Source organism: Novosphingobium sp. FSW06-99 (assembly GCF_001519065.1).
GTDB lineage: Bacteria > Pseudomonadota > Alphaproteobacteria > Sphingomonadales > Sphingomonadaceae > Novosphingobium.
On sequence record NZ_KQ954260.1, the window covers coordinates 116,877 to 137,106 of the forward strand.

The following is a 20,230-nucleotide window of genomic DNA, read 5'->3' on the forward strand; positions in this document are numbered from 1 at the left end:
ATGATGCTGTTCTGGTCGGGCGCGCTGGCGCTGTCCATCTTGCTCTATGTCCTGCTCGACGGCTTTGACCTGGGGGTGGGCATGCTGTTTGCCCTTGCCCCCGACGAGCGCGGGAGGCGCCAGATGCTGGCGTCGATCCAGCCCGTCTGGGACGGCAACGAAACCTGGCTGATCTGCGCGGCGACGATCCTGTTCGGTGCGTTTCCGATGGTCTTCGCGTTGTTGCTGGCGGCGTTCTATGTGCCCCTGATCGCTATGCTGGGGGGTCTGATCCTGCGCGGCATGGCGTTCGAATTTCGCGAGCGGGCCGGGTCTGTGCGGTGGATCTGGGATGCCGGTTTCATCGGCGGATCGTGGGTTGCCGCCTTTGTGCAAGGTGCCGCGGTCGGCGCGCTGGTCAAGGGTTTGCCGATCGCGCATGGTGTCTATGTTGGTGGTGCATTCGGCTGGTTGTCGCCGTTTTCGGTGCTGTGCGGGGTGGGGCTGTGCATCGGCTATGCGATGATCGGCTGCTGCTGGATCGCGGGCAAGGGCGCCAGCGACGTGCGCGCGCTGGCGTTCCGGTTGTTGCCGGGGCTGATCATCGCCTTGCTGGTGTTTCTTGCCTGCGTGTTTGTGGATGCGCTGTCGCTCGATCTGGCGGTGATGCAGCGATGGACCGATCGGCCGGTGCTCTATGTCTTTCCGCTGGTCGGGGTGGTCGCCTTCGCGGTTCTGGCGCGGGCGGTGCAGCGCAGGCAGGCCAATCGCCTGTTTGCACCGGCTGCGTTGATTTTCGTGGCGGCCTTCGGAACGCTCGCGCTGTCGTTCCTGCCCTTCATCATTCCCTGGTCGGTAACGATCGCACAAGCCATCGCGCCGGATGCGTCGCTCTGGTTCATGTTCTGGGGAATCGGGCTGGTATTCATGCCGGCGACATTGATCTTTACGGTGATCATCTATTTTGTATTCGGCCGAAATTCGCCGAGAGCCGACGATTTGTGATATAATATCAGCCTTATACGTTGATATAATATTCCCGGATCAGGACGGTGTCTACACGGGCGCAATCGCACATCGTTCGGCACGATTGCCGAATGCCCGCCCGGATTTCGGGGCGCTTTCACCAGGAGAATGTCATCATGGCTCATGCCGACCCGGAATTCTGGCCGCATGGCGCGCGGCTTGCAGTCAGTTTTTCGTTGATGTTCGAGGCGGGCGGACAGCCGATCTCGGGTGCGGGCGGGGTCATCCCCGAACCGATCGGGGGCGGCTTGCCCGATCTGCCGACCAATGCGTTTTTCCAGTATGGCGTCGAAGAAGGCATTCCGCGCATTCTCGACCTGTTTGACAAGCACGGTGTCAAACTCAGCTCATTCATGATCGGCCAGGCGGTCGACAAGGCCCCGCACCTGGCCGCAGAAATTGTCCGGCGCGGGCACGAGGCGGCAGCGCACGGGCGCACCTGGGAAAACAGCTATGCGCTCGACCGGGATGTCGAACGGCGGTTCATCTTTGACAGCGTCGAAAGCATCGTGCGTGCCACCGGTGAAGTGCCGCGCGGCTGGAATGCCTATTGGATGCGCAACAGCCAGCACACGCTCGATATTCTGCAGGAACTGGGGTTCACCTACCACATCGACGAACCCAGCCGCGACGAACCCTTCATCAACCGGTTGCGGGGCGGCGATTTCGTGACGGTGCCGTACACCTTCCATCTCAACGATATCGTCTCCTTTCCGTTTCAGGACTGGAACCCGGCGGCCTATGAACAGGCATTGAAGGACGAGTTCGACCAGCTTTATGAAGAAGGCGCCAGTCGGCGACGCATGATGGTGGTCAGCCTGCACGACCGGATTTCCGGCCATGCCGGCCGGGTCCGCGTGCTCGACCGATTTCTGACGTATGCCAAGTCAAAGCCCGGGGTGTGGTTCGCGCGCAAGGACGCGATCGCGCGATATGCGCTCGATACAAGCGAGGTTACCCCGTTGGTCGTGCGTACAAGCCCCATGCAGACAGGCCTTCCTGCTTCGGCCTAATACCAGGCTGCACTGACTTGCAGTCATACCTCCCGCCCCAAACTTGTGTGTGATTGCCCGCGCATGCGACGAAGCCATACATGGGAATTGCCCTTCCGGGTTCACATCGTCACCCGTCAACACCAAGGAACCAGCCATGTCACATACCCCGCATCCCAACCAGGCCCGTTATCTGCGTACCCCCACCGATCTGGGCGAAGACGCCTCACGCGACATCAGCGCCGGGCTCGGCGCGTTGCTGGCCGATGTCTTTGCGCTCTATTTCAAGACCAAGAACTTTCACTGGCATATCAGCGGCCCGCATTTTCAGGACTATCACCTGCTGCTCGACGGCCAGGCCGCCCAGTTGCTGGCGATGACCGACCCGATCGCGGAACGCACGCGCAAGGTTGGCGGTACGACCATCCGTTCGGTTTCCGACGTCGCGCGGCGTCAGCGCCTGCTCGACAACAATGCCGACTATGTCGAACCGCAGGATATGCTGGCAGAGTTGCAGAGCGACACCGTGCAACTGGTGGCCGAAATGCGCCGGGTGCATGAATTGTGCGAAGAACACGGCGATGTCGCGACGACCAGCCTGCTTGAGGTGTGGATCGACGAAAGCGAACAGCGCGGCTGGTTCCTTTTTGAAATCACCCGCGTGCGCGGATCGATCTGACCCGCCGGTCGGTCATTGTGCGGGGCGCGCGCCGGTCAGGCGCGCGCCACACGATCTGCGGTTTTTTGTGTGGAACACATACCTTGATATACCGTGTCCCCACCCACATTCTGGCGCATGGGCCAGATGGCGGCACGCGGCCGCAAACGGAGTAAGCCCTGTGGTGGCCAACAGCATCATCGGTGTGGTCGATGACGATGACGAAGTGCTGGCCAGTCTGGGCAGTTTCTTCCGCTCGGCCGGGTTGACGATCGTGCCGTTCCGAACTGCCGAAGCGCTGCTGGGCTGGCCCGATCTCGATCTGATGGATTTCCTGATCACCGATCTGCACATGCCGGGCATGGACGGGCTGTCGCTGAAATCCGCGTTGCTGGAACGCGGGTGCCAGGTGCCGGTCCTGCTGATGACCGCCTTTCCAACCGAGGCCGCGCGCGCGCGCGCCGGCGAACTGGGGATGGCAGACTTTGTAGTCAAACCGCCCAACCCCGACATGCTGTTGGATACGGTCGAGCGGTTGCTGTCACAGCGCAGCGCGGCCCATCATCCCGGCAGAACCTCGTGGAAGCGGCTGTAATCGATCGTGCGCAAGCCATCGGGCGCATTGCTGATGATGTCGGCAAAGCGGTATCCCCAATTGATGTCGGCGGCGCAATAGGCCCAACGGCCATGGATGGTCTGGCCCGAGATTTCATCGACGCCTGACAGGAACGCGATGATTTCGTCGTTGCGCGGCGCTTCGGGATCGGCCAGCCAGTGGCGCAGCGGACTGTTGTCATCGATCGGATGCATGATCGTCCAGGTCAGCGCGAACATCGGACTTTTTTCGCGCGTCAGCGGCAGATCGACAAACCGGCGCATCCACACACCGCCAACTTCCCCATCGACCATCAGTGACATCCGCGCCTCGGCCGAATAGATCATGTTGTGGCGCTGATTTGCCGCGCGCAACATCAGGGTCGGCACGCCGTCCACCATGCGGACAATCATGCGGCGACTGAACAGGATGCGGGCGGTCGGTCGCGAAAACCGTGCAAAGGCGATCCCGGTGGTCAGCGCGAAAAAGACGATGCCAAGCGTGATCTCGGCGATCACCACGATATTTGCCCACAGCGACACCGGATAAGTGTTGCCATAGCCGATGGTCGCAACGGTGTGCACGCTGAAGAAGAAATCGCGCCAGAACAGATTGGCGTCGGCGGCCTGGCCGCTGTTGGCCAGGCCTGTGGGGTCCAGTTTGTACAGTCCGGCAAAGACCAGGTTGAAGGTCAGAAACACACCGACAAACAGCCCGCCCAGCCGCAGCCACGTCATCCGCATCAGGCGATAGTAGATGTCGATCGCCAGCCGCCGGTCCATCCCGACACCGCGCACTTTCGGATCGCCTTCATGCACCGCCTGTCGGATCAGCGACGGGCCGATCATGTCTTCGCCGATCGCCGGGGCAAGCGATTCATCGGGTGTTGCGGCAGCGGACGGCGGGGGCATGGCAGACATGCGTACCGGTCTGCCCGATCGCTTTTGGGTGCGCAAGCGGATCGGCACCGGCCCGACGCGATCAACAAAAGATGCATCTATAATGAATCAAATTGTGCAAAACTCGATCGGATCGGCGGCGCAACGCTCGCGCAGGCGCGGGGTTTGTCCTATTCGCGCGCCATGCACCTGACCCGCCACACCGATTGCGCGCAGCGACCGACGCCCACGATCGATCAGGCCATAGGGGCCTTTGGCGCGGGTGCGTCGGCATGACCCGCGTTGCGCAATCCATCGCCAGGCTGGGGCATTGGCTTGGTGTTCAGCCGCGCACGAGCGGCGGTCGCATGGTTCCGGCGTTTCTGGGCGGTGCCTTCGGGATATTTGCCACCGGTGGTCTGATGCATCTGTGGCTGGGCAACGCGACCGGTCTGCCGCTGCTGATCGCGCCGATCGGCGCATCGGCCGTGCTGTTGTTCGCCGTGCCTGCCAGTCCGCTGGCACAACCGTGGGCGATAGTCGGCGGCAACACGATTTCGGCACTGTCGGGCATTTTCTGGATGAAGATGCTGGGCGATCCGGCCTATGCCGCCGGTCTGGGTGTGGCGACGGCCATCGCGATGATGAGCCTGGCGCGTTGCCTGCATCCCCCGGGCGGGGCCTGTGCGCTGACGTGCGCGATCGGCGGACCGGCGGTGGTTTCGGCGGGCTGGTCGTTTGCGCTGCTGCCGGTTGCGGTGGACAGCGCGCTGCTGGTGGCCCTGGGCATCGCCTATAACGCGGCGATGCGGGGCAATTATCCGCATCGCGCATCCCGCCATGGTGCGTCCGATCCGGCCAGGGCCGGCTATACCATCGCCGACATCGAATCCGTGCTGTCCCAATATGATGAACTGCTCGATGTCGACAGCGAAGATCTCGACACGCTGTTCAGGCAAGTTGAAACGCGCGCCTATCGCCGCTTGCATGGGATCATCCGCTGCGAACAGATCATGCGCAGCGACATTCCCCATGTTGCGCCTGACGATAGCCTCGATCACGCCCGACAGATGTTCGCGGCACAACGCGTGCGTGCGCTGCCGGTAACCGCGCGCGACGGTCATCTCGAAGGGCTGCTGCGGATGGATGCGGTGATATCGGTCGGGGATGGCCCGGTCGCGCGGGCGATGGATAGATCGCCCTGTATTGCGCCACCGGCCACGCCGATTGATGAACTGCTGCCGATCCTGTCCGGCGGGCTCTATCAAGAGGCGCTGGTGGTCGACCCAACGGGCAAGCTGCTCGGCCTGATTACCCAGACCGACCTGCTGGCCGCGTTGTGGCGTGGCCATATTGCCGAACAGATCGCGGCAAATGGCAACGCCAACTGATTCCATCAGGGTAACACGCGTCAGCCGCGCGCCGGTTGCGCGGGGCCGCTGCCCGCACCGCTGTCATCAATCGCCCGCGCAATCTCGGCCATATCCTCGCTGGTCAGGCGGAGCGTCGCGGCATCGAGCCAGCCATCCACTTGCGACGCCGTTCGCGCCCCGACGATTGCGCCGGTCACCCCAGGCCAGGCCAGGGTCCATGCAACCGCCGCAGCGGCCACCGTCGTGCCGTGCCGTTCGGCAACCGGTTGGAATGCCGCCGCAAGCCTGAGGTTGCGGTCGAGCGCCGGGCCCTGATAGTTTGCATTGCGCGAACGCCAGTCATCCTTGGGCAGCGCCGCCGCACGCTCTGCGGTAAAGCGACCGGACAGCAGACCTGCCTGCATCGGGCTGTAAACGATCACCCCTGTTTCATGCTCGGCACACCAGGGCAGCAGTTCGGCGGCTGCATCACGCCGGATGGCCGAGAACGGCGGCTGGAACGTATCGACATGGCCAATCCGTTCGGCCGCATCGAGTTGGGCACGGTTGTGATTGGACAATCCCACCGCGCGCACTTTTCCCTCTTGTTTCAAATCGAGCAGGGCCTGCCAATATTCCTCGATCGGGGCGCCGTCTTCGGCCGGCCAATGCATCTGATAGAGGTCGATCCGCTCGATCTGCAGCCGTTTGAGCGATGCTTCCACTTCGCGACGGATGCTGTCGCGCGCGCCCACTTGTCTGGGCGAGGCAAGGCGATCGGCCTCGTTCCAGATCAGCCCGCATTTGGTGAACACATAGGGCCGGTCGTCGAGCGGGACCGACCGCAGCGCTTGCGCCACGATCTCTTCGGAATGACCCAGCCCGTAGATTGCGGCGGTATCGATCCAGTTGATCCCGCGATCGATGGCATGGCGGATCGCGGCGACCGATTGCCGGTCATCCTGTTCACCCCAGCCCACCGCCCAATCGGCGCCGCCAATGGCCCAGGCGCCAAATCCCACTGCGGTGATCGCCATGTCGGTGCGTCCGAACGGCCGCACGGGCAGGGTTGCAATGGCGTTTGCGGATGTACGCATGAAGGATCTCCTGAAAGAAATGTTGAAACGGGATGGATGGCAGGAACCGGCCGCCGCGCGCGGATCAGGTCATGCCCGCCAGCAGCTTGTCCATTGTCACGGGATAGTCGCGCACGCGCACACCAGTGGCGTTGTAGACCGCATTGGTGATGGCCGCGCCCACGCCGCAGATACCAAGTTCGCCGACGCCTCTCGCCTTCATGGGCGAAGACTTGGTGTCCTCGCCATCCACGAACACGACATCGAGATCGGGCACGTCGGCATGAACCGGAACCTGGTATTCGGCGAGATCATGGTTCACGAAATATCCGAACCGCGGGTCGACGACCAATTCCTCCATCAGCGCGGCGCCAATACCCATGGTCATGCCGCCCAGGCATTGGCTGCGGGCGGTGACCGGATTGAGCACCCGCCCGATCGAGCAGACGCTCAGCAACCGCCTGACCCGCACTTCTGCCGTGTGGACGTCCACGCCGACTTCGCAGAAATGCGCGCCAAAGCTGGCTTGCGCATATCTGCGTGTCAGATCGCCATACGTCATGGTGTCTTCGGCGGTCACCGGGCCCGACGCGACGAGTTGCGCCAGCGCAACACTGCGCCCGCCAGAAACGATCAGCCCCTTGTCGAAGCTGACGTCGGAGCCATCGAAACCTGCCCGGCGCGCAAGCGTGTCGCGCAGCGCCACGCAAGCGGCGTATGTGCCCGCGGTAGAGCTGTTGCCACCCCATGATCCTCCAGACCCCGAAGCCTTGGGATAGGCGCTGTCACCCAGCCGCACTTCGACGGCCGCCATCGGCAGGCCGAGCATTTCGGCGGCGGTCTGAGCCATGATCGTATAACTGCCGGTGCCGATATCGGTCATCGCACTTTCGACCAGCACCGTGCCACCGGGCCGCAGGGTCACGCGTGCACCCGATGGCTGGACCGGATTGCTGCGGATGGCACAGGCCATACCCATGCCGACCAGCCATTGGCCATCGCGCACCTGGCCCGGCGTGGCAATACGGTGCGACCAGCCGAAACGATCGGCCCCGGTGCGCAGGCATTCGACCAGCTTGCGCTCTGAAAACGGGCGGCTCGGGCCCTGTTCCGGATCGTATTGAACATCGTTGACGATGCGCAGCTCGACTGGGTCCATGCCCAGTTTCTCGGCCAATTCGTCCATCGCGTTTTCAAGCGCAAGCAGGCCAGCCGCCTCGCCCGGTGCGCGCATCGATCCGCCCCTGGGCAGATCGAGTTCGGCAATGCGCGTATGAATCCGGCGATTGGCGCCGCCATACAGCAAGCGGGTCTGGTTTGAGGCAAGTTCGCCCCGCTCGCCGGGCTGATCGCCGGTGAATGTCTCGTGACCAACGGCAATCAGCCTGCCGTCATGCCCGGCCGCCAGACGCAGCCGCTGAATGGTGGGGGGGCGGTGGGTCGTGTGGTTGAATATCTGTGCACGGGTCAGGGTGATCTTGACCGGCCGGCCAAGCTGTCTGGACGCGACCGAGGCCAGGATTGCATCGGAATAGAGCGCAAGCTTGGACCCGAAGCCGCCGCCGACATAGGCCGCAACGACGCGGACCTGCGCTTCCGGTATGCCGATTGTGCCCGCGATACCGGATCTGGCCCAGTGCATGACCTGATGCGCCAGATAGACGGTCAGCCGATCGCCGTCCCAGAAGGCCAGCGAGGCATGCGGCTCCATCATCGCCTGGCTCTGGTTGGGGGTGGTGAATGTCGCATCGATCCTGACCGGCGCCGACGCATAGGCGGTGTCGAAATCGCCCATGTCGATATCGGCAACGCGTGGGTGCGGTTTGCCCTCGACCTGCATCGCCGGCAGTGAGAAACGACCGCTCTGCGCCTTGTAGCCAATGCGCAGGCTTCGCGCGGCCGCCCGCGCCTGTTCGAACGTTTCGGCCACGACCAGTGCCACCGCCTGATCATGCTGGGTGATCCGGGGCCCCTGGAGTTGCGGCGTCGCATGATCGAGCCTGGGGTCGTTCGGCGCCGCCGCATTCTGGCCGAACATTTTCGGCGCGTTGAGGTGGGTCATCACCAGCAGGACGCCCGGTGCACGTTCGGCGTCGACCGCATCGATCGAATCGATGCTGCCGCGCCCGATCCCGGCAGTAACCACCACGCCATAGGCGGCGCGCGGCGCCACATCGTGATATTCGTAGGCATAGCGGGCCAGTCCGGACACTTTCAACGGGCCGTCGATACGATCGTGCGCCTTGCCCAGCACGGTCTGCCGGTCGGTCGAGTTGGGGCCGGCGGGGGTCAGGAATTCCATCGCGCGTATCCTTCAGGCTTGGTCAAGCACGGCGGCGAGCGTGCGGCGGGTCAGCGCAAGCTTGAAGCGGTTCTGCGTGGTCGGCCGTGCGCCGACCAGCACGCGTTCGGCGATCGCCTCGGCACCCGATAACCGCTCGGCCTGTTCCACGCGCCAGGGCCGGGTGCCGATCCCGCCGAACGCAAAGCGCTGGATGCCGTTGCCGCGGATCATCGCCACCGAGACGACGGCAAAAGCATACGAGGCCCTGTCGCGGACCTTGCGGTAGACATGGGTGCCGCCGATCGGCCGGGGCAGGGTGACCGCCGTGATCAGTTCCCCGTGGCCAAGGACATTTTCGATATGCGGCGTTGCACCGGGCAGCGTGTGGAATTCGGCAATCGGGATCGATCGCGTCGCACCATCGGCTGCGACGGTTTCCACCGTCGCGTCGAGCACACGCATCGCTACCGCCATGTCCGATGGATGCTGGCTGATGCACATATCGGATACGCCCAGCACGGCAAGATTGCGGCTGAAGCCGCCAAGCGCCGCACAGCCGGTGCCGGGATCGCGTTTGTTGCAAGGCTTGGTGGTGTCGTAGAAATAGGGGCAGCGTGACCGCTGGAGCAGATTGCCCGCAGTTGTCGCCTTGTTGCGAAGTTGGCCCGATGCCCCGGCCAGCAACGCGCGGGTCAGCACCGGCCAACCGGCGATGACGCGGCTGTCGGCAGCAAGATCGGTGTTGCGGACAAGCGCACCGATGCGCAATCCGCCATCGGCAAGGGGTTCGATACGATCGAGCCCGAGCCGATTGATGTCGATCAGATGTGTCGGTTTCTCCACATCGACTTTCATCAGATCGAGCAGGTTCGTCCCACCTGCAACAAACTTTGCACCGGGGTGCGCGGCGACGGCGGCTGCGGCCTCGTGCGGGGTCGCGGCGCGCGTATAAGTAAAGGCTCTCATGCTGCGCTATCCTCGTGTACTTGCCGGATGGCGGCGACAATGTTGGGATAGGCGGCGCAGCGGCAGATATTGCCGCTCATCCGTTCGCGCGCCTCATGGTCTGAATAGCTGACGTGCTGCAGATCGGCGGTGACATGGCTCGGGATACCGGCACGGATCTCGCCCAGCATGGCGACCGAGGAACAGATCTGTCCCGGTGTGCAATACCCGCACTGAAAACCATCATGGGCGACAAATGCAGCCTGCATCGGGTGGAGCTTGTCCGGCGTGCCCAACCCTTCGATCGTCGTCACCTGGTCACCGTCGTGCATTGCCGCCAGTGTCAGGCAACTGTTGATGCGCCGGCCGTTGACGATCATCGTGCATGCCCCGCACTGTCCCTGGTCACAGCCCTTTTTGGACCCGGTCAGCGCCAGGTGCTCGCGCACGGCATCCAGCAGCGTCACGCGCGGATCGAGTGTCAGCACGATCTGCCTGCCGTTGATGTGCAGACGGGTCGTGACCGTCTGCAACGGCGCCGTTGCCTGGCCCGATGCGGCCTCGGCGTCTGCCGCGAGCACGGGTGTCGACGCGACGGCCACGGCGACCGCGCCGCCCGACAGCACGCCACGCCGCGTTACGGATGGATTCAAATCACCGGAATTGCGCATCGCCAGGCTCCTTGGTTGGTTGCTTTTAGAAAGCTCAAAACCATCGGGCCAGAGGAAGGGTGGTTACGTGGGCTAAACGCAACGTTGATGTCAGCTAATAACTGGCGCCTTATCCGCGTTGCTGTTCGCGGGTGCGGATCATCTCGATGAGCTGGCTCAGGCCAGGTTCGCTATGCTTGCGACTGGGGTAATAGGCGTAGAACGGGGGGCCGACAGAGGCCCATTCGGGCAGCACGATTTCAAGCGCACCGCGCGCGATATCGTCCACCACCCGGCGTTCGAGCACATAGCCAAGGCCAACACCGTGGAGGACTGCGTCGATTGTGGCATCTGTCTCGTTGACCGCAAACGGACCCTTGACGTCGAGCCGCACCATTGCCTCTCCGTCACCCAGTTCCCACCGGAAGATCGAGTTGTCGCCCAGACGGACGCGGATGCAGGCGTGGTCAAGCAGGTCTTCGGGCGAACGCGGCCGACCATGCGCGGCGAGGTAGGCCGGTGAGCCTACCACCACCCAGCGGAGCGGCGCGGTGAGCGGCATCGCAACCATGTCTTCCGGCACCGTGCCGCCATAGCGGATACCGGCATCGAACCCTTCGGCCACGATATCGACCGGCCGATCCTCGACCGCCAGCACGAGCTGTACGCCGGGATAGGCGGCGGTAAACTCGGCCAGCACCGGGGCAATCAACAAGCGGGACGCATCGCGTGGCACGTTGATGCGCAATTCGCCTGCGGGATTGGCGCGGAACGCCTCGATCTCTCCCAGGGCATGCTCGATCGCCTCAAAGCCGTGACCCAGACGTTCGGCCAGGCGCTCGCCCACCGCGGTCGGCATGACAGTGCGGTTGGTGCGGTGAAGCAGGCGCACCCCCAGTCGCGCCTCCAGCTTCTTGATACGATGGCTCAGGGCAGAGGTCGTGACGCCAAGCTCGATCGCCGCCAGCGTAAAACTGCGCCGCCGCGCGATCGTGGCAAACACATGCAGGTCGGGCAGATCGGATTGGCCAAAGGCAGGCATCTATATGGTCATGCGGGCGGGGCCGCCGCCGCACGCAGCGTGACCGGCACCGACTTGTAGGACGGCGTACCACATTTGTGGTCATGGTCTTCCAGCGCGATCAGGCGGTTTGCTTCGGGATAATAGGCCGCCACCGACCCACGCGCGATGCCATAGGCGATGGCTGTCTGGCCCGCGAACACGCGATCCCCCGACACGATGTCGATCACATCGCCATGCCGCAGCCCGAACAGCGCCAGATCGTCGGGATGCACGAAAACCACATCGCGCCGGCCGGTCACACCGCGATAGCGATCGTTCATGCCATAGATCGTGGTGTTGTACTGATCATGGCTGCGCACGGTGGTCAGCGTCAGCACGCCATCGCTTTTGCCGTCATCTTCGTCGGTGCCGGGAAAAGTGATGAAGTGGGCCTTGCCGTCGGGGGTATCCCATTCGCGGTCAGAGGCGCCGACGCGCAGGCGGAACCCGCCCTTTTGCAGCACCCGGATGTTGAAGTCGTAGAAATCGGGGAACACCTGTTCGATCTTGTCGCGGATGCGATCGTAATCCTCGATCAGCCAGTCCCAGGCCACCACGCTGTCGGGCAGCGCCGCCTTGGCAATGCCGGCGATGATGGCCGGTTCCGATCGCAAGTCGGGCGATGCGGGTTTGAGCAACCCGCGAGAGGCGTGGACCATCGACATCGAATCTTCGACAGTCACCGATTGCAGTTTGCCGTCCTGATAATCCTGCTCGGTGCGGCCAAGGCAGGGCAGCACGACGGTTTCGCGCGCGGTCAGCAGGCACGTGCGGTTGAGCTTGGTGCAGATCTGTACGTTGAGGTCGAGTTTGCGGAACGCCGCAAAAGTCGCCTCGGGATCGCTGATCGCCACCGCCAGATTGCCGCCCAGGCCGATAAAGCCCTTTGACCGGCCATCACGCATGGCGATGATCGAATCGACCGCGCTGTGGCCGTGCTTGCGCGGGCTGGTCATGCCGAACGCGGTGTCCATGCGCTGCAGGAAGCTTTCGGCGGGAATTTCGGTGATGCCGACGGTGCGGTCACCCTGCACGTTGGAATGGCCGCGCAAGGGGCAGATGCCCGCTCCTTCGCGACCGATATTGCCGCGCAGCATCAGCAAGTTGGCGATTTGCTGAACGTTCTCGGTGCCGTGGCGGTGCTGGGTGATACCCATGCCGTAGCAGATGATCACGCGCTCGGCCTGCCAATAGACTTGCGCCATGGCGGTGATGTCCTGACGCGACAGGCCTGACCGGCGTTCGATCGCAACCCACGGCGTGGCCTCGATATCGGCCTTCAGCGCGTCGAACCCGGCGGTGTGTTCGGCAATGAAGGGCCGGTCGAGCAACCCCGTTCCGCCGTGGGCCAGATCGTTGGCATCGGCGTGCAGCAACGCCTTGATCATGCCCTTGACCATGGCCGCATCGCCGCCGACTTTGACCTGGTAATAGGCGGAGGCGAGCGGCGTCGAACCGAATGTCGCCATTTCGGTGGGCACTTGCGGGTCCTGAAACCGTTCCAGTCCGCGTTCCTTCAACGGATTGGCGACGATGATCGCTGCGCCACGCCGCGACACTTCGCGCAACGTGCCAAGCATGCGGGGATGGTTGGTGCCGGGATTGTGCCCGATGCAGAACACCGCGTCGCAATGGTCGAAATCCTCGAGCGTCACGGTGCCCTTGCCGACGCCGATTGACTGCGGCAGACCGACCGACGTCGCCTCGTGGCACATGTTCGAACAATCGGGAAAATTGTTGGTGCCAAATTCGCGGGCCATCGTCTGGTACAGAAACGCGGCCTCGTTGGATGCCCGCCCCGACGTGTAGAACTCCATCTGATCGGGATGTTCCATCGCGCGCATGGCCGCGCCGATGGTTGCGAAGGCGGTGTCCCAATCGATCGGTACGAACCGGTCCGCCTGTGCGTCATAGCGCAGCGGAACGGTCAGGCGCCCGGCATTTTCCAGGTCGAAATCGGGCCATGTCCATAAGTCTGCCACGCTGTGTGCGGCAAAGAATTCCGGATCGACCTTCTTTGCGGTTGCCTCCCAGGTGACGGCCTTGGCGCCGTTCTCGCAGAATTCGAACGATGAGGTGTGCCTGGGATCGGGCCAGGCACAGCCCGGACAGTCGAAACCATCAGGCTGGTTCATGCTGAGCAGCGCGCGAGTGTCGGTGCTCGCGCCCATCTGGCTGCGCACGGCCGTTGCCACCGCCCGCAACGCGCCCCAGCCGCCAGCCGGGCCGCCATAGGGTTTCACGCCTTCCACCGGTTTGTCTGCCATAATCCTGCCTTTCGCAAAAACCCTGCCGCGCCTCGGGTTGTGATCCCGCAGATAGTTGTGATTCCGCAAAAAAAAGCGCACGCGCGCGTCTGCATTTGGGCGATCTGGAACGGCCGATCGCTTATAGCTCAAGCAGTTATACAATGTCTGCGGCCCGCTTGCCAGCGGGTACGGGCAGGAATTTGCAGCGCTGTCCACAGCCGTCAGGTGGACAGATCGGCCGGGCCCACGCTACCCGCGCGCCATGGGAATCACCGCAACGATCATGAACACCGTCACCGGACGGCCAATCCAGAAAATGACCTTTGGCCGGATGCCGAAGCCATGGATCAGTTTCAACCTCGAGACGGGCGAACTGGTCACCGCCGAACGGATCGACATCGGCAAACCCGCACCGGGCAAAGTGGTGACCCCTGTCGACATCTGGGTCACGCTGAAACCGAAAGACTGACGATTGTAGACCGGGCCGGAACCCGGGGTCAGGCGCTCACCACGATCTGATCGATGGCCCCGAACGGCGCGTGGCCGTCGCGGGTGCGGCCTTCCATGCGCACGCGGTCGCCGTGCGCCATAAAGGCGGTTTGCGGCGCGCCATCGGCGATCATCTCGATCGCGCGGCGTTCGGAAATGCAGGCCGATCCGCGCGTGGCATATTCGCGGTTGGAAACGGTGCCCGATCCGATGATGGTGCCCGCCACCAAATCGCGCGTGCGCGCGGCGTGGGCGACCAGTTCGGGAAACGAAAAGGCCATCTGGTCGCCGCAGACGCGGCCAAACGGTTCGCCGTTCCACGTCACCACCAGATCGCAGCAGACCCGCCCGTCGCGCCAGTCGGGCCCGAGGGTGTCTGGGGTGACCGCAAACGGCGCCATGCTGCACGCCGGTTTGGCCTGCACCCAGCCGAATCCCGTCTTCATTTCGACCGGCGCGATCGCGCGCAACGACCAGTCGTTGATCTGCACGATCAGGCGGATGTGCGCCGCCGCCGCCGCGGCGGTCACGCCCATCGGCACGGCATCGACAATCACGCCGAATTCGCCCTCGAAATCGATGCCGTCGGCCTCGCTGGCAAACGGCACCGGGTCGTTCGGGCCATAGAACCGGTCGGACAGGCCCTGATACATCAGCGGGCGGTCGGTTTCGATCGGCGGCAGGTTGAAGGCAATCTGCATCAGGTCGCCGTGCTGGCTGAACGCGGACCCATCGAGCCATTGCCACGATCGCGGCAGCGGCGCCCTGATCCGTGCCGGGTCGAGCGGATCGCCGTGGCCGGCCTCGACCCGCGCCGCCAGCGCGCGCAGCGCCGGTTCACTGCGTGCCCAGTCGGCGATCGCGGCGATCAGGCTGGTCTCGGCGGGCAGCGCGCGAGCGCCATCAGCCGAAACGATCACCAGCGCCCCGTCGGGCGTGCCGTCCTGCAATGTTGCCAGCCGCATCGATCAGGCCTCGATGATCGCAACGGCGCGGGTCCACCCTGCCGAGGCGCCCTGAATCTTGTGCGGAAAGCACGACACGGTAAAGCCGCTGGGCGGCAGCGCCTCAAGATTGTGCAGCTTTTCCAGATGGCAATAGCCGATGTCGCGTCCGGCCTTGTGCCCTTCCCAGATCAGCGATGTGTCACCGGTTTCGGCAACCTTTTTGGCGGTATGCGCAAACGGCGCGTCCCAGCTCCAGGCATCGGTGCCGGTCACGCGGATGCCGCGGCTGGTCAGGTACATGGTCGCCTCATAGCCCATGCCGCAGCCGACATTGACGAAATCGGGCCGCCCCAGCGCCTTGCCGGCGGCAGTGTTGACCAGCACGATTTCGAGCGGTTGCAGGGTGTGGCCGATCCGCGCCAGTTCGTCCTCGACATCTTGCGCCGTCACCACATAGCCATCGGGGAAATGGCGGAAATCGAGCTTTACCCCCGGCTGGAAACACCATTCGAGCGGCACTTCGTCGATGGTGATGGCGCGCTCGCCGCCGTTCATGGTGGGGTGGAAATGCCACGGTGCATCGAGATGCGTGCCGTTGTGCGTGGTCAGGCGCACCCATTCTGCAGCGGCAAAGCCTTCGCCGCCAGGCACTTGTTCGGCAGTCAGCCCTGGGAAGAAATGCGCGGCCTCGCCCACGGTTTCGTGGTGCGTCTGATAGGTGATTTCGGGCCGCATGAACGGCGGGTCGGACACCACGTCGTTGCACAGCGTGATCGACAGATCGATGAATTGGCGCGCCATGAATAATCCTCTCAGGCCGTTTTGCCGCCGAGCGTATCGGCAAACCAGTCGGCGATATAGTCCCGCCCGAATGTCATGTTGTCGGCGCCGACATGTTCGACCCCGCCTTCGCGCGCGGTAAAGATCTTCAGTTCGCGGCGCGGTGAATTGACCAGTTGGTCGTAACAGTCGTGCGCGTATTGCACGCTGATCTGGCGGTCGTTGGCGCCGTGGGTGACCAGGAACGGCACGCGCACGCGGTCCATCTGGCCGTTGAGGTTCATCGCATCGGATTTCGCGAAAAAGTCGTCCATGTCGCTGGCGCCAAACGCCCACATCACGTGCGCCCAGTAATGCGGCACGGGGTTTTCGCCCTCGCGCAGCAGGCGCTTGTCCTGCACTTCGCGCCAGTTGTGGTTGGCACCCCAGCAGGCGCCGCTGGCAAAGCGCGAGTCATGGGCGACCGCGCGCGGCGCAAAATGCCCACCCAGCGAAATGCCGGTCATGCCGATGCGGGCAGGATCGACATCGCCCTGCGTTTCCAGCCAATCGATCGCGCGGCTGGCCCAGCGTTCGCTGTCGGGAGCAACCGGCAGGCTCTGCAGGCGCAGCGCCTCGCCGCTGCCGGGTTGATCGACGCACAGGGTCGAGATGCCGCGCCGCGCCAGTGCCTCGGGCAGGCGCGACCAATAGAGCAGTTCCTTGCAGCTATCGAGGCCATTGCAATAGACCACCACCGGATGCGGACCGGGGCCGGGCGCACGGGTATAGAGCGCGGGCATCGTCGCGCCTGCGGGCCAGCCATCGCCCAGCGGCACTTCGATGCGTTCGCGGTTTATGCTGCCGAGCGAGGTCGAGCGGTCGAACGTTGCGCGGGCTCTGGCATATGTTTCGGCGCGACCGGGATGGCCGTGGCCCTGCATGCGTTCGGCGTTGAACAGATAAAGCGAGGCGCGCTCCAGCTTGTCGGACGCGCTGAACGCGCGGCCGCGTGCTTCGTCTTCAGTGGCAAGTTCGATCAGCTTTTCACCCATCGTCGCCCAGGCCTTCATGAAGGCGGGGGTTCCGGCATCGGCGCCATTGGCCGCCGCATCACGGATCGGCTGGCACATATCGACGATCTCGCCGATCTGCCCGCCCGATTCCATCGCGATGGCGACCGACAGGTTCCAGATATAGTTCGGGAAATATTCAAACAGCGCCATGGGTCAGGCCTCTACCGCAACAAACAGCCCCGGATTGGGATGGGGGTGCGGCAATGTTTGCGGACCGCCGGTGCCGATGCCCCACTGATCCATAACCAGCGGCGCGGGCACATGCACCATGCCGGTGTGGGTTTCGAAATCGACCACGTCGAGTTCGCTGGTATATTCGGCAACGAAACCTGCCGGCGTGACGAAATAGCTGAACGTGTTGTTGCCCGCGGTATGCCGACCGGGGCCCCAGCCGATGTCGATCCCTTTGACTTTCAGGCGGTGCGCGCCGCGCATCATGTCATCGAGCGTCGGCATGTCATAGGCGACATGGTTGAGGCAGGGCGGCCCGGGCAGGATGGCAAAGCGGTGGTGCGCCGAATTGCAGCGCAGGAAACACATGAAATCGCCCAGCCAGTCCGATACCTTGAACCCCAGCACATCGCAGAACCACGTGACCAGCGCCTGGTGGTTGGGCGAATGTAGTACGATATGGCTGATCTTTTCGGGAACGCCTTCCCAGCGGGCAAGATCGCGGCTGGTGCCGCGCGCCACCCCGGCGCTGATTTCGAACTGCAGTCCGTCGGGCGAAAAGAACCGGAAGCCATAGCCGCCACCGGGCGTGGTCAGCGGCTGCGGTTCGTGGACGATCCGGCCGCCGGAACTGCGCACGCGTTCGGCCAGCGTGTCGACATCGGCAGCGGAACCGGTGGCCAGCGCGATCACGTCGACGCGGTTTTCGTCCGCCGGGCGCAGGCGCACGACATGGTGTTCGTCATGCCCTTGGGTTTTGAACCACGCCATACCGTCTTCGCCGGGTACGCGGTCCAGCCCCCAGACATCGGCATAAAAGGCGGCTTCGGCGTCGAAGTCGACCACGCCATAGCCCACGTATCGGATATCGGTTACTCGGCTCATGGAAAAATTCCCTGACAATCAGATGGGTTGGGCGACAACGGCGAACATTTCGGCGGTGGCCTGCGCATTGTCGACCGGCGGACCTTTGCCAATCTGGCCGTGGCAGATGGCCAGGCTTTTTTCGACGATGTAGCGGCAGCGTTCGAAACGGCGGTTGCGAAAGGCGGTGAACGCCTGTTCGGGCGTGGCGGCGCGCGCGATTTCCTCGGCCAGTACAATGCTGTCCTCGACCGCCATGCCCGCGCCCTGGCCCAGATGGGGGGTGGTGGCGTGGACGGCATCGCCCAGCAGCACGACGCGGCCCTTGTGCCAGAGCCCTTGCACCAGCATCCCTTCGAGCGGGCGATAGACCACGCCATGATCATCGACGATCTGTTCGGCCAGCGCCTGGATCGCGGGCGCGGTCCCGGCCAGCTTGCCACGCATCAGCGCGGCCAGGCCTTCGGTGGGGTAGCGCGGGTTGTCGGGTTCGGGCGTGGTGACATACATGTACATCAGGCTGTCGCTGATCGGCACGAGCCCGACCCCGGTCGGCCCGTTGTAGACCTGCAGCGCGTCAAGATCGGCAGGGCGCGGGAAATTGTAGCGCCACACCGCCTGCCCGGTGAATTCGGGCGTTTCCGCCCCGGGCAGGATTTGTCCGCGCGTGGTGGAATAGACCCCGTCGGCGGCGATCACCAGATCCCAGGTGCCATGACTGCCGTCCGAAAAGCGGACATTGACGGCATCGCCGGTGTCGTCGAGCGTCTCGGCAGTGATCCCCAGCCGCACGTCGGCGCCCGCCGCGATCGCGGTATCGCCCAGCAGTTTGTGCAGCGCGGGGCGCCCGATGCCCAGATTGACGGGCAGGCCCGGCGCCACCGGATGGCCCGGAATGCGCGCCACCTTTTGCCCGCTGGGGATGAAGATCTCGACCGCGTCAAACCCGACACCGGCGGCAAGATAACCGTCAAGAATGCCCAGCGCCTGTGCCGCGCGCAGCACGTTCGATTGCTGTATGATGCCCACGCCATAGACCGACCAGGTCGGGTCGCGCTCGATCACCGTCACCGCATGGCCATCGCGGCGCAGCGCAATCGCGCTGGTCAGCCCGCCGATGCCGCCACCGATGATCAGTATCTGCAGATTGTCCAAAATGCCTCTCCCGGTGCGCTTCGCATGCGCTTTCAACGGGAGATTAGCCGCCTGGCCAGTGATATGTAAAAATCATTATACTTATGCGAATGCATCATTTCAATTCATGATGTGCTCAGCGCCGCCTGGCGCAACTGTTCGCGCAACCATACCAGCCCGGCGTCGTCGCGCCGGGATTCGTGAAACTGCACCATTTCGCGCAAGCGCGGAAACGGGAAGGGCATCGGCACATACGCCAGATCGAATTGCGGCATCATCGCGCGCACCAGCCGTTTGTGCAGCACCGCCAGCCGGTCGGTCCCTTGCAGAAACCACGGCACGCTGGCGAACGAGGCCACTTCGATGGCGATCCGCCGTTGGCGACCCATCCGCGCCAGTTGGGTGTCGGCAAACGTAGCCGCGCGCTGCACCCCCAGCGCGACCCCGACATGGCTTGCGGCAAAGAACCGCTCTTCGGTCAGGCCCCCGTCCAGCGCCGGATTGCCGTTCCAGCCAACCACCACTTGTTCTTCTTCATAGAGGAATTCCGAAGGGTGCCATGGCGCCAGCAGTTGTTCGGGCGCGATCAGCACGTCGATCCGTCCGTTTTCCAGGTCTTCGGCGTTGGATTCGGTGGGCAATTGCACTTCGAGCTGGATCGCCGGGGCATGGGCGCGCACCCGCGCGGCCAGTTCGACCAGCACCGCGACCATGACATAGTCCGACGCATTGATGCGAAACCGGCGCGAACTGGTTGCCGGGTCAAAGCCTGCAGGCGTGGCGATGGCATGCTGCACCTGGGTCAGCGCGCGCTGGATCTGGGGATAGAGCGCTTCGGCAAAGGGCGTGGGATGCATGCGCTTGCCCACTTGCACCAGCATCGGATCGCCGAAATAGGCGCGCAACCGCCGCAGTGCCGCGCTAGCCGCCGGTTGGGTCAGGCTCAAACGTTCGCCGGTGCGGGTGACACTGCGCGTTTCCATCAGCGTGGCGAACACGATCAGCAAGTTGAGATCGAGTTCCTTGAAGCGCATGATCAACAA

General features: G+C 63.8%; 19 protein-coding genes. 6 read left to right on the top strand and 13 right to left on the bottom strand.

Features of this window, described 5'->3' with window-relative positions; genetic code table 11:
• The 4 genes from cydB to AQZ49_RS22620 all read left to right on the top strand — a co-directional run bounded on the left by cydB (position 1) and on the right by AQZ49_RS22620 (position 3,250).
• The gene (cydB, locus tag AQZ49_RS16505) at positions 1–984 is read left to right on the top strand and encodes a cytochrome d ubiquinol oxidase subunit II (RefSeq protein ID WP_067618400.1); all 984 of its coding nucleotides are present in this window, start codon (positions 1–3) and stop codon (positions 982–984) included.
• Between the two features lie 137 nt (positions 985–1,121).
• Positions 1,122–2,018 carry a polysaccharide deacetylase family protein gene (locus AQZ49_RS16510; protein ID WP_067618403.1) on the top strand — a complete coding sequence of 299 codons (897 nt, stop codon included), beginning with the start codon at positions 1,122–1,124 and terminating at the stop codon, positions 2,016–2,018.
• A gap of 136 nt (positions 2,019–2,154) precedes the next feature.
• Positions 2,155–2,676 carry a Dps family protein gene (locus tag AQZ49_RS16515; RefSeq protein ID WP_067618071.1) on the top strand — a complete coding sequence of 174 codons (522 nt, stop codon included), beginning with the start codon at positions 2,155–2,157 and terminating at the stop codon, positions 2,674–2,676.
• A 163-nt stretch (positions 2,677–2,839) separates the two neighbouring features.
• Entirely contained in the window at positions 2,840–3,250 is a 411-nt protein-coding gene (locus AQZ49_RS22620; protein ID WP_197411094.1) for a response regulator transcription factor, read from the top strand.
• Here AQZ49_RS22620 and AQZ49_RS16525 read toward each other — a convergent pair.
• Complete coding sequence (locus AQZ49_RS16525) at positions 3,217–4,170, bottom strand: ion channel (protein WP_067618080.1); 954 nt, start codon at positions 4,168–4,170, stop codon at positions 3,217–3,219. The two genes, AQZ49_RS22620 and AQZ49_RS16525, sit on opposite strands and share 34 nt — an antisense overlap.
• 251 nt (positions 4,171–4,421) lie before the next feature.
• Between AQZ49_RS16525 and AQZ49_RS16535 the strand changes: the two genes are divergently transcribed.
• Positions 4,422–5,519: an HPP family protein gene (locus AQZ49_RS16535; RefSeq protein WP_231739280.1), complete on the top strand. Its 1,098-nt coding sequence runs from the start codon at positions 4,422–4,424 to the stop codon at positions 5,517–5,519.
• A gap of 20 nt (positions 5,520–5,539) precedes the next feature.
• Here AQZ49_RS16535 and AQZ49_RS16540 read toward each other — a convergent pair whose 3' ends face one another.
• From AQZ49_RS16540 to AQZ49_RS16565, 6 genes are all read right to left on the bottom strand, one after another.
• Positions 5,540–6,577, bottom strand: coding sequence for an aldo/keto reductase (locus AQZ49_RS16540; protein ID WP_067618098.1), 1,038 nt, complete (start codon positions 6,575–6,577; stop codon positions 5,540–5,542).
• A gap of 64 nt (positions 6,578–6,641) precedes the next feature.
• Complete coding sequence (locus AQZ49_RS16545; protein WP_067618107.1) at positions 6,642–8,858, bottom strand: xanthine dehydrogenase family protein molybdopterin-binding subunit; 2,217 nt, start codon at positions 8,856–8,858, stop codon at positions 6,642–6,644.
• Positions 8,859–8,870: 12 nt separating this feature from the next.
• Entirely contained in the window at positions 8,871–9,806 is a 936-nt protein-coding gene (locus tag AQZ49_RS16550; protein WP_067618109.1) for an FAD binding domain-containing protein, read from the bottom strand.
• Complete coding sequence (locus AQZ49_RS16555; RefSeq protein WP_067618111.1) at positions 9,803–10,456, bottom strand: 2Fe-2S iron-sulfur cluster-binding protein; 654 nt, start codon at positions 10,454–10,456, stop codon at positions 9,803–9,805. The genes AQZ49_RS16550 and AQZ49_RS16555 overlap by 4 nt, the downstream gene beginning before the upstream one ends.
• Positions 10,457–10,565: 109 nt before the next feature.
• Positions 10,566–11,477: a LysR family transcriptional regulator gene (locus tag AQZ49_RS16560; RefSeq protein WP_067618113.1), complete on the bottom strand. Its 912-nt coding sequence runs from the start codon at positions 11,475–11,477 to the stop codon at positions 10,566–10,568.
• A gap of 8 nt (positions 11,478–11,485) precedes the next feature.
• The gene (locus AQZ49_RS16565; RefSeq protein ID WP_067618117.1) at positions 11,486–13,765 is read right to left on the bottom strand and encodes an FdhF/YdeP family oxidoreductase; all 2,280 of its coding nucleotides are present in this window, start codon (positions 13,763–13,765) and stop codon (positions 11,486–11,488) included.
• Between the two features lie 244 nt (positions 13,766–14,009).
• Here AQZ49_RS16565 and AQZ49_RS16570 point away from each other — a divergent pair, with 244 nt between their 5' ends.
• The gene (locus AQZ49_RS16570) at positions 14,010–14,216 is read left to right on the top strand and encodes a hypothetical protein (RefSeq protein ID WP_082701852.1); all 207 of its coding nucleotides are present in this window, start codon (positions 14,010–14,012) and stop codon (positions 14,214–14,216) included.
• A 28-nt stretch (positions 14,217–14,244) separates the two neighbouring features.
• Here the strand turns inward: AQZ49_RS16570 and AQZ49_RS16575 are convergent, their stop codons facing one another.
• From AQZ49_RS16575 to AQZ49_RS16600, 6 genes are all read right to left on the bottom strand, one after another.
• On the bottom strand, positions 14,245–15,201 hold the full coding sequence (locus tag AQZ49_RS16575; RefSeq protein WP_067618119.1) for a fumarylacetoacetate hydrolase family protein: 957 nt from the start codon (positions 15,199–15,201) through the stop codon (positions 14,245–14,247).
• 3 nt (positions 15,202–15,204) lie between these two features.
• Positions 15,205–15,984: a cyclase family protein gene (locus tag AQZ49_RS16580; RefSeq protein ID WP_067618121.1), complete on the bottom strand. Its 780-nt coding sequence runs from the start codon at positions 15,982–15,984 to the stop codon at positions 15,205–15,207.
• A gap of 11 nt (positions 15,985–15,995) precedes the next feature.
• Positions 15,996–17,168 carry an alpha/beta hydrolase family protein gene (locus AQZ49_RS16585; protein WP_067618124.1) on the bottom strand — a complete coding sequence of 391 codons (1,173 nt, stop codon included), beginning with the start codon at positions 17,166–17,168 and terminating at the stop codon, positions 15,996–15,998.
• A gap of 3 nt (positions 17,169–17,171) precedes the next feature.
• On the bottom strand, positions 17,172–18,074 hold the full coding sequence (locus tag AQZ49_RS16590; protein ID WP_067618127.1) for a VOC family protein: 903 nt from the start codon (positions 18,072–18,074) through the stop codon (positions 17,172–17,174).
• Between the two features lie 18 nt (positions 18,075–18,092).
• On the bottom strand, positions 18,093–19,208 hold the full coding sequence (locus tag AQZ49_RS16595; RefSeq protein ID WP_067618130.1) for an FAD-dependent oxidoreductase: 1,116 nt from the start codon (positions 19,206–19,208) through the stop codon (positions 18,093–18,095).
• A 104-nt stretch (positions 19,209–19,312) separates the two neighbouring features.
• The gene (locus AQZ49_RS16600; protein WP_067618409.1) at positions 19,313–20,221 is read right to left on the bottom strand and encodes a LysR family transcriptional regulator; all 909 of its coding nucleotides are present in this window, start codon (positions 20,219–20,221) and stop codon (positions 19,313–19,315) included.
• Positions 20,222–20,230: the final 9 nt, after the last annotated feature.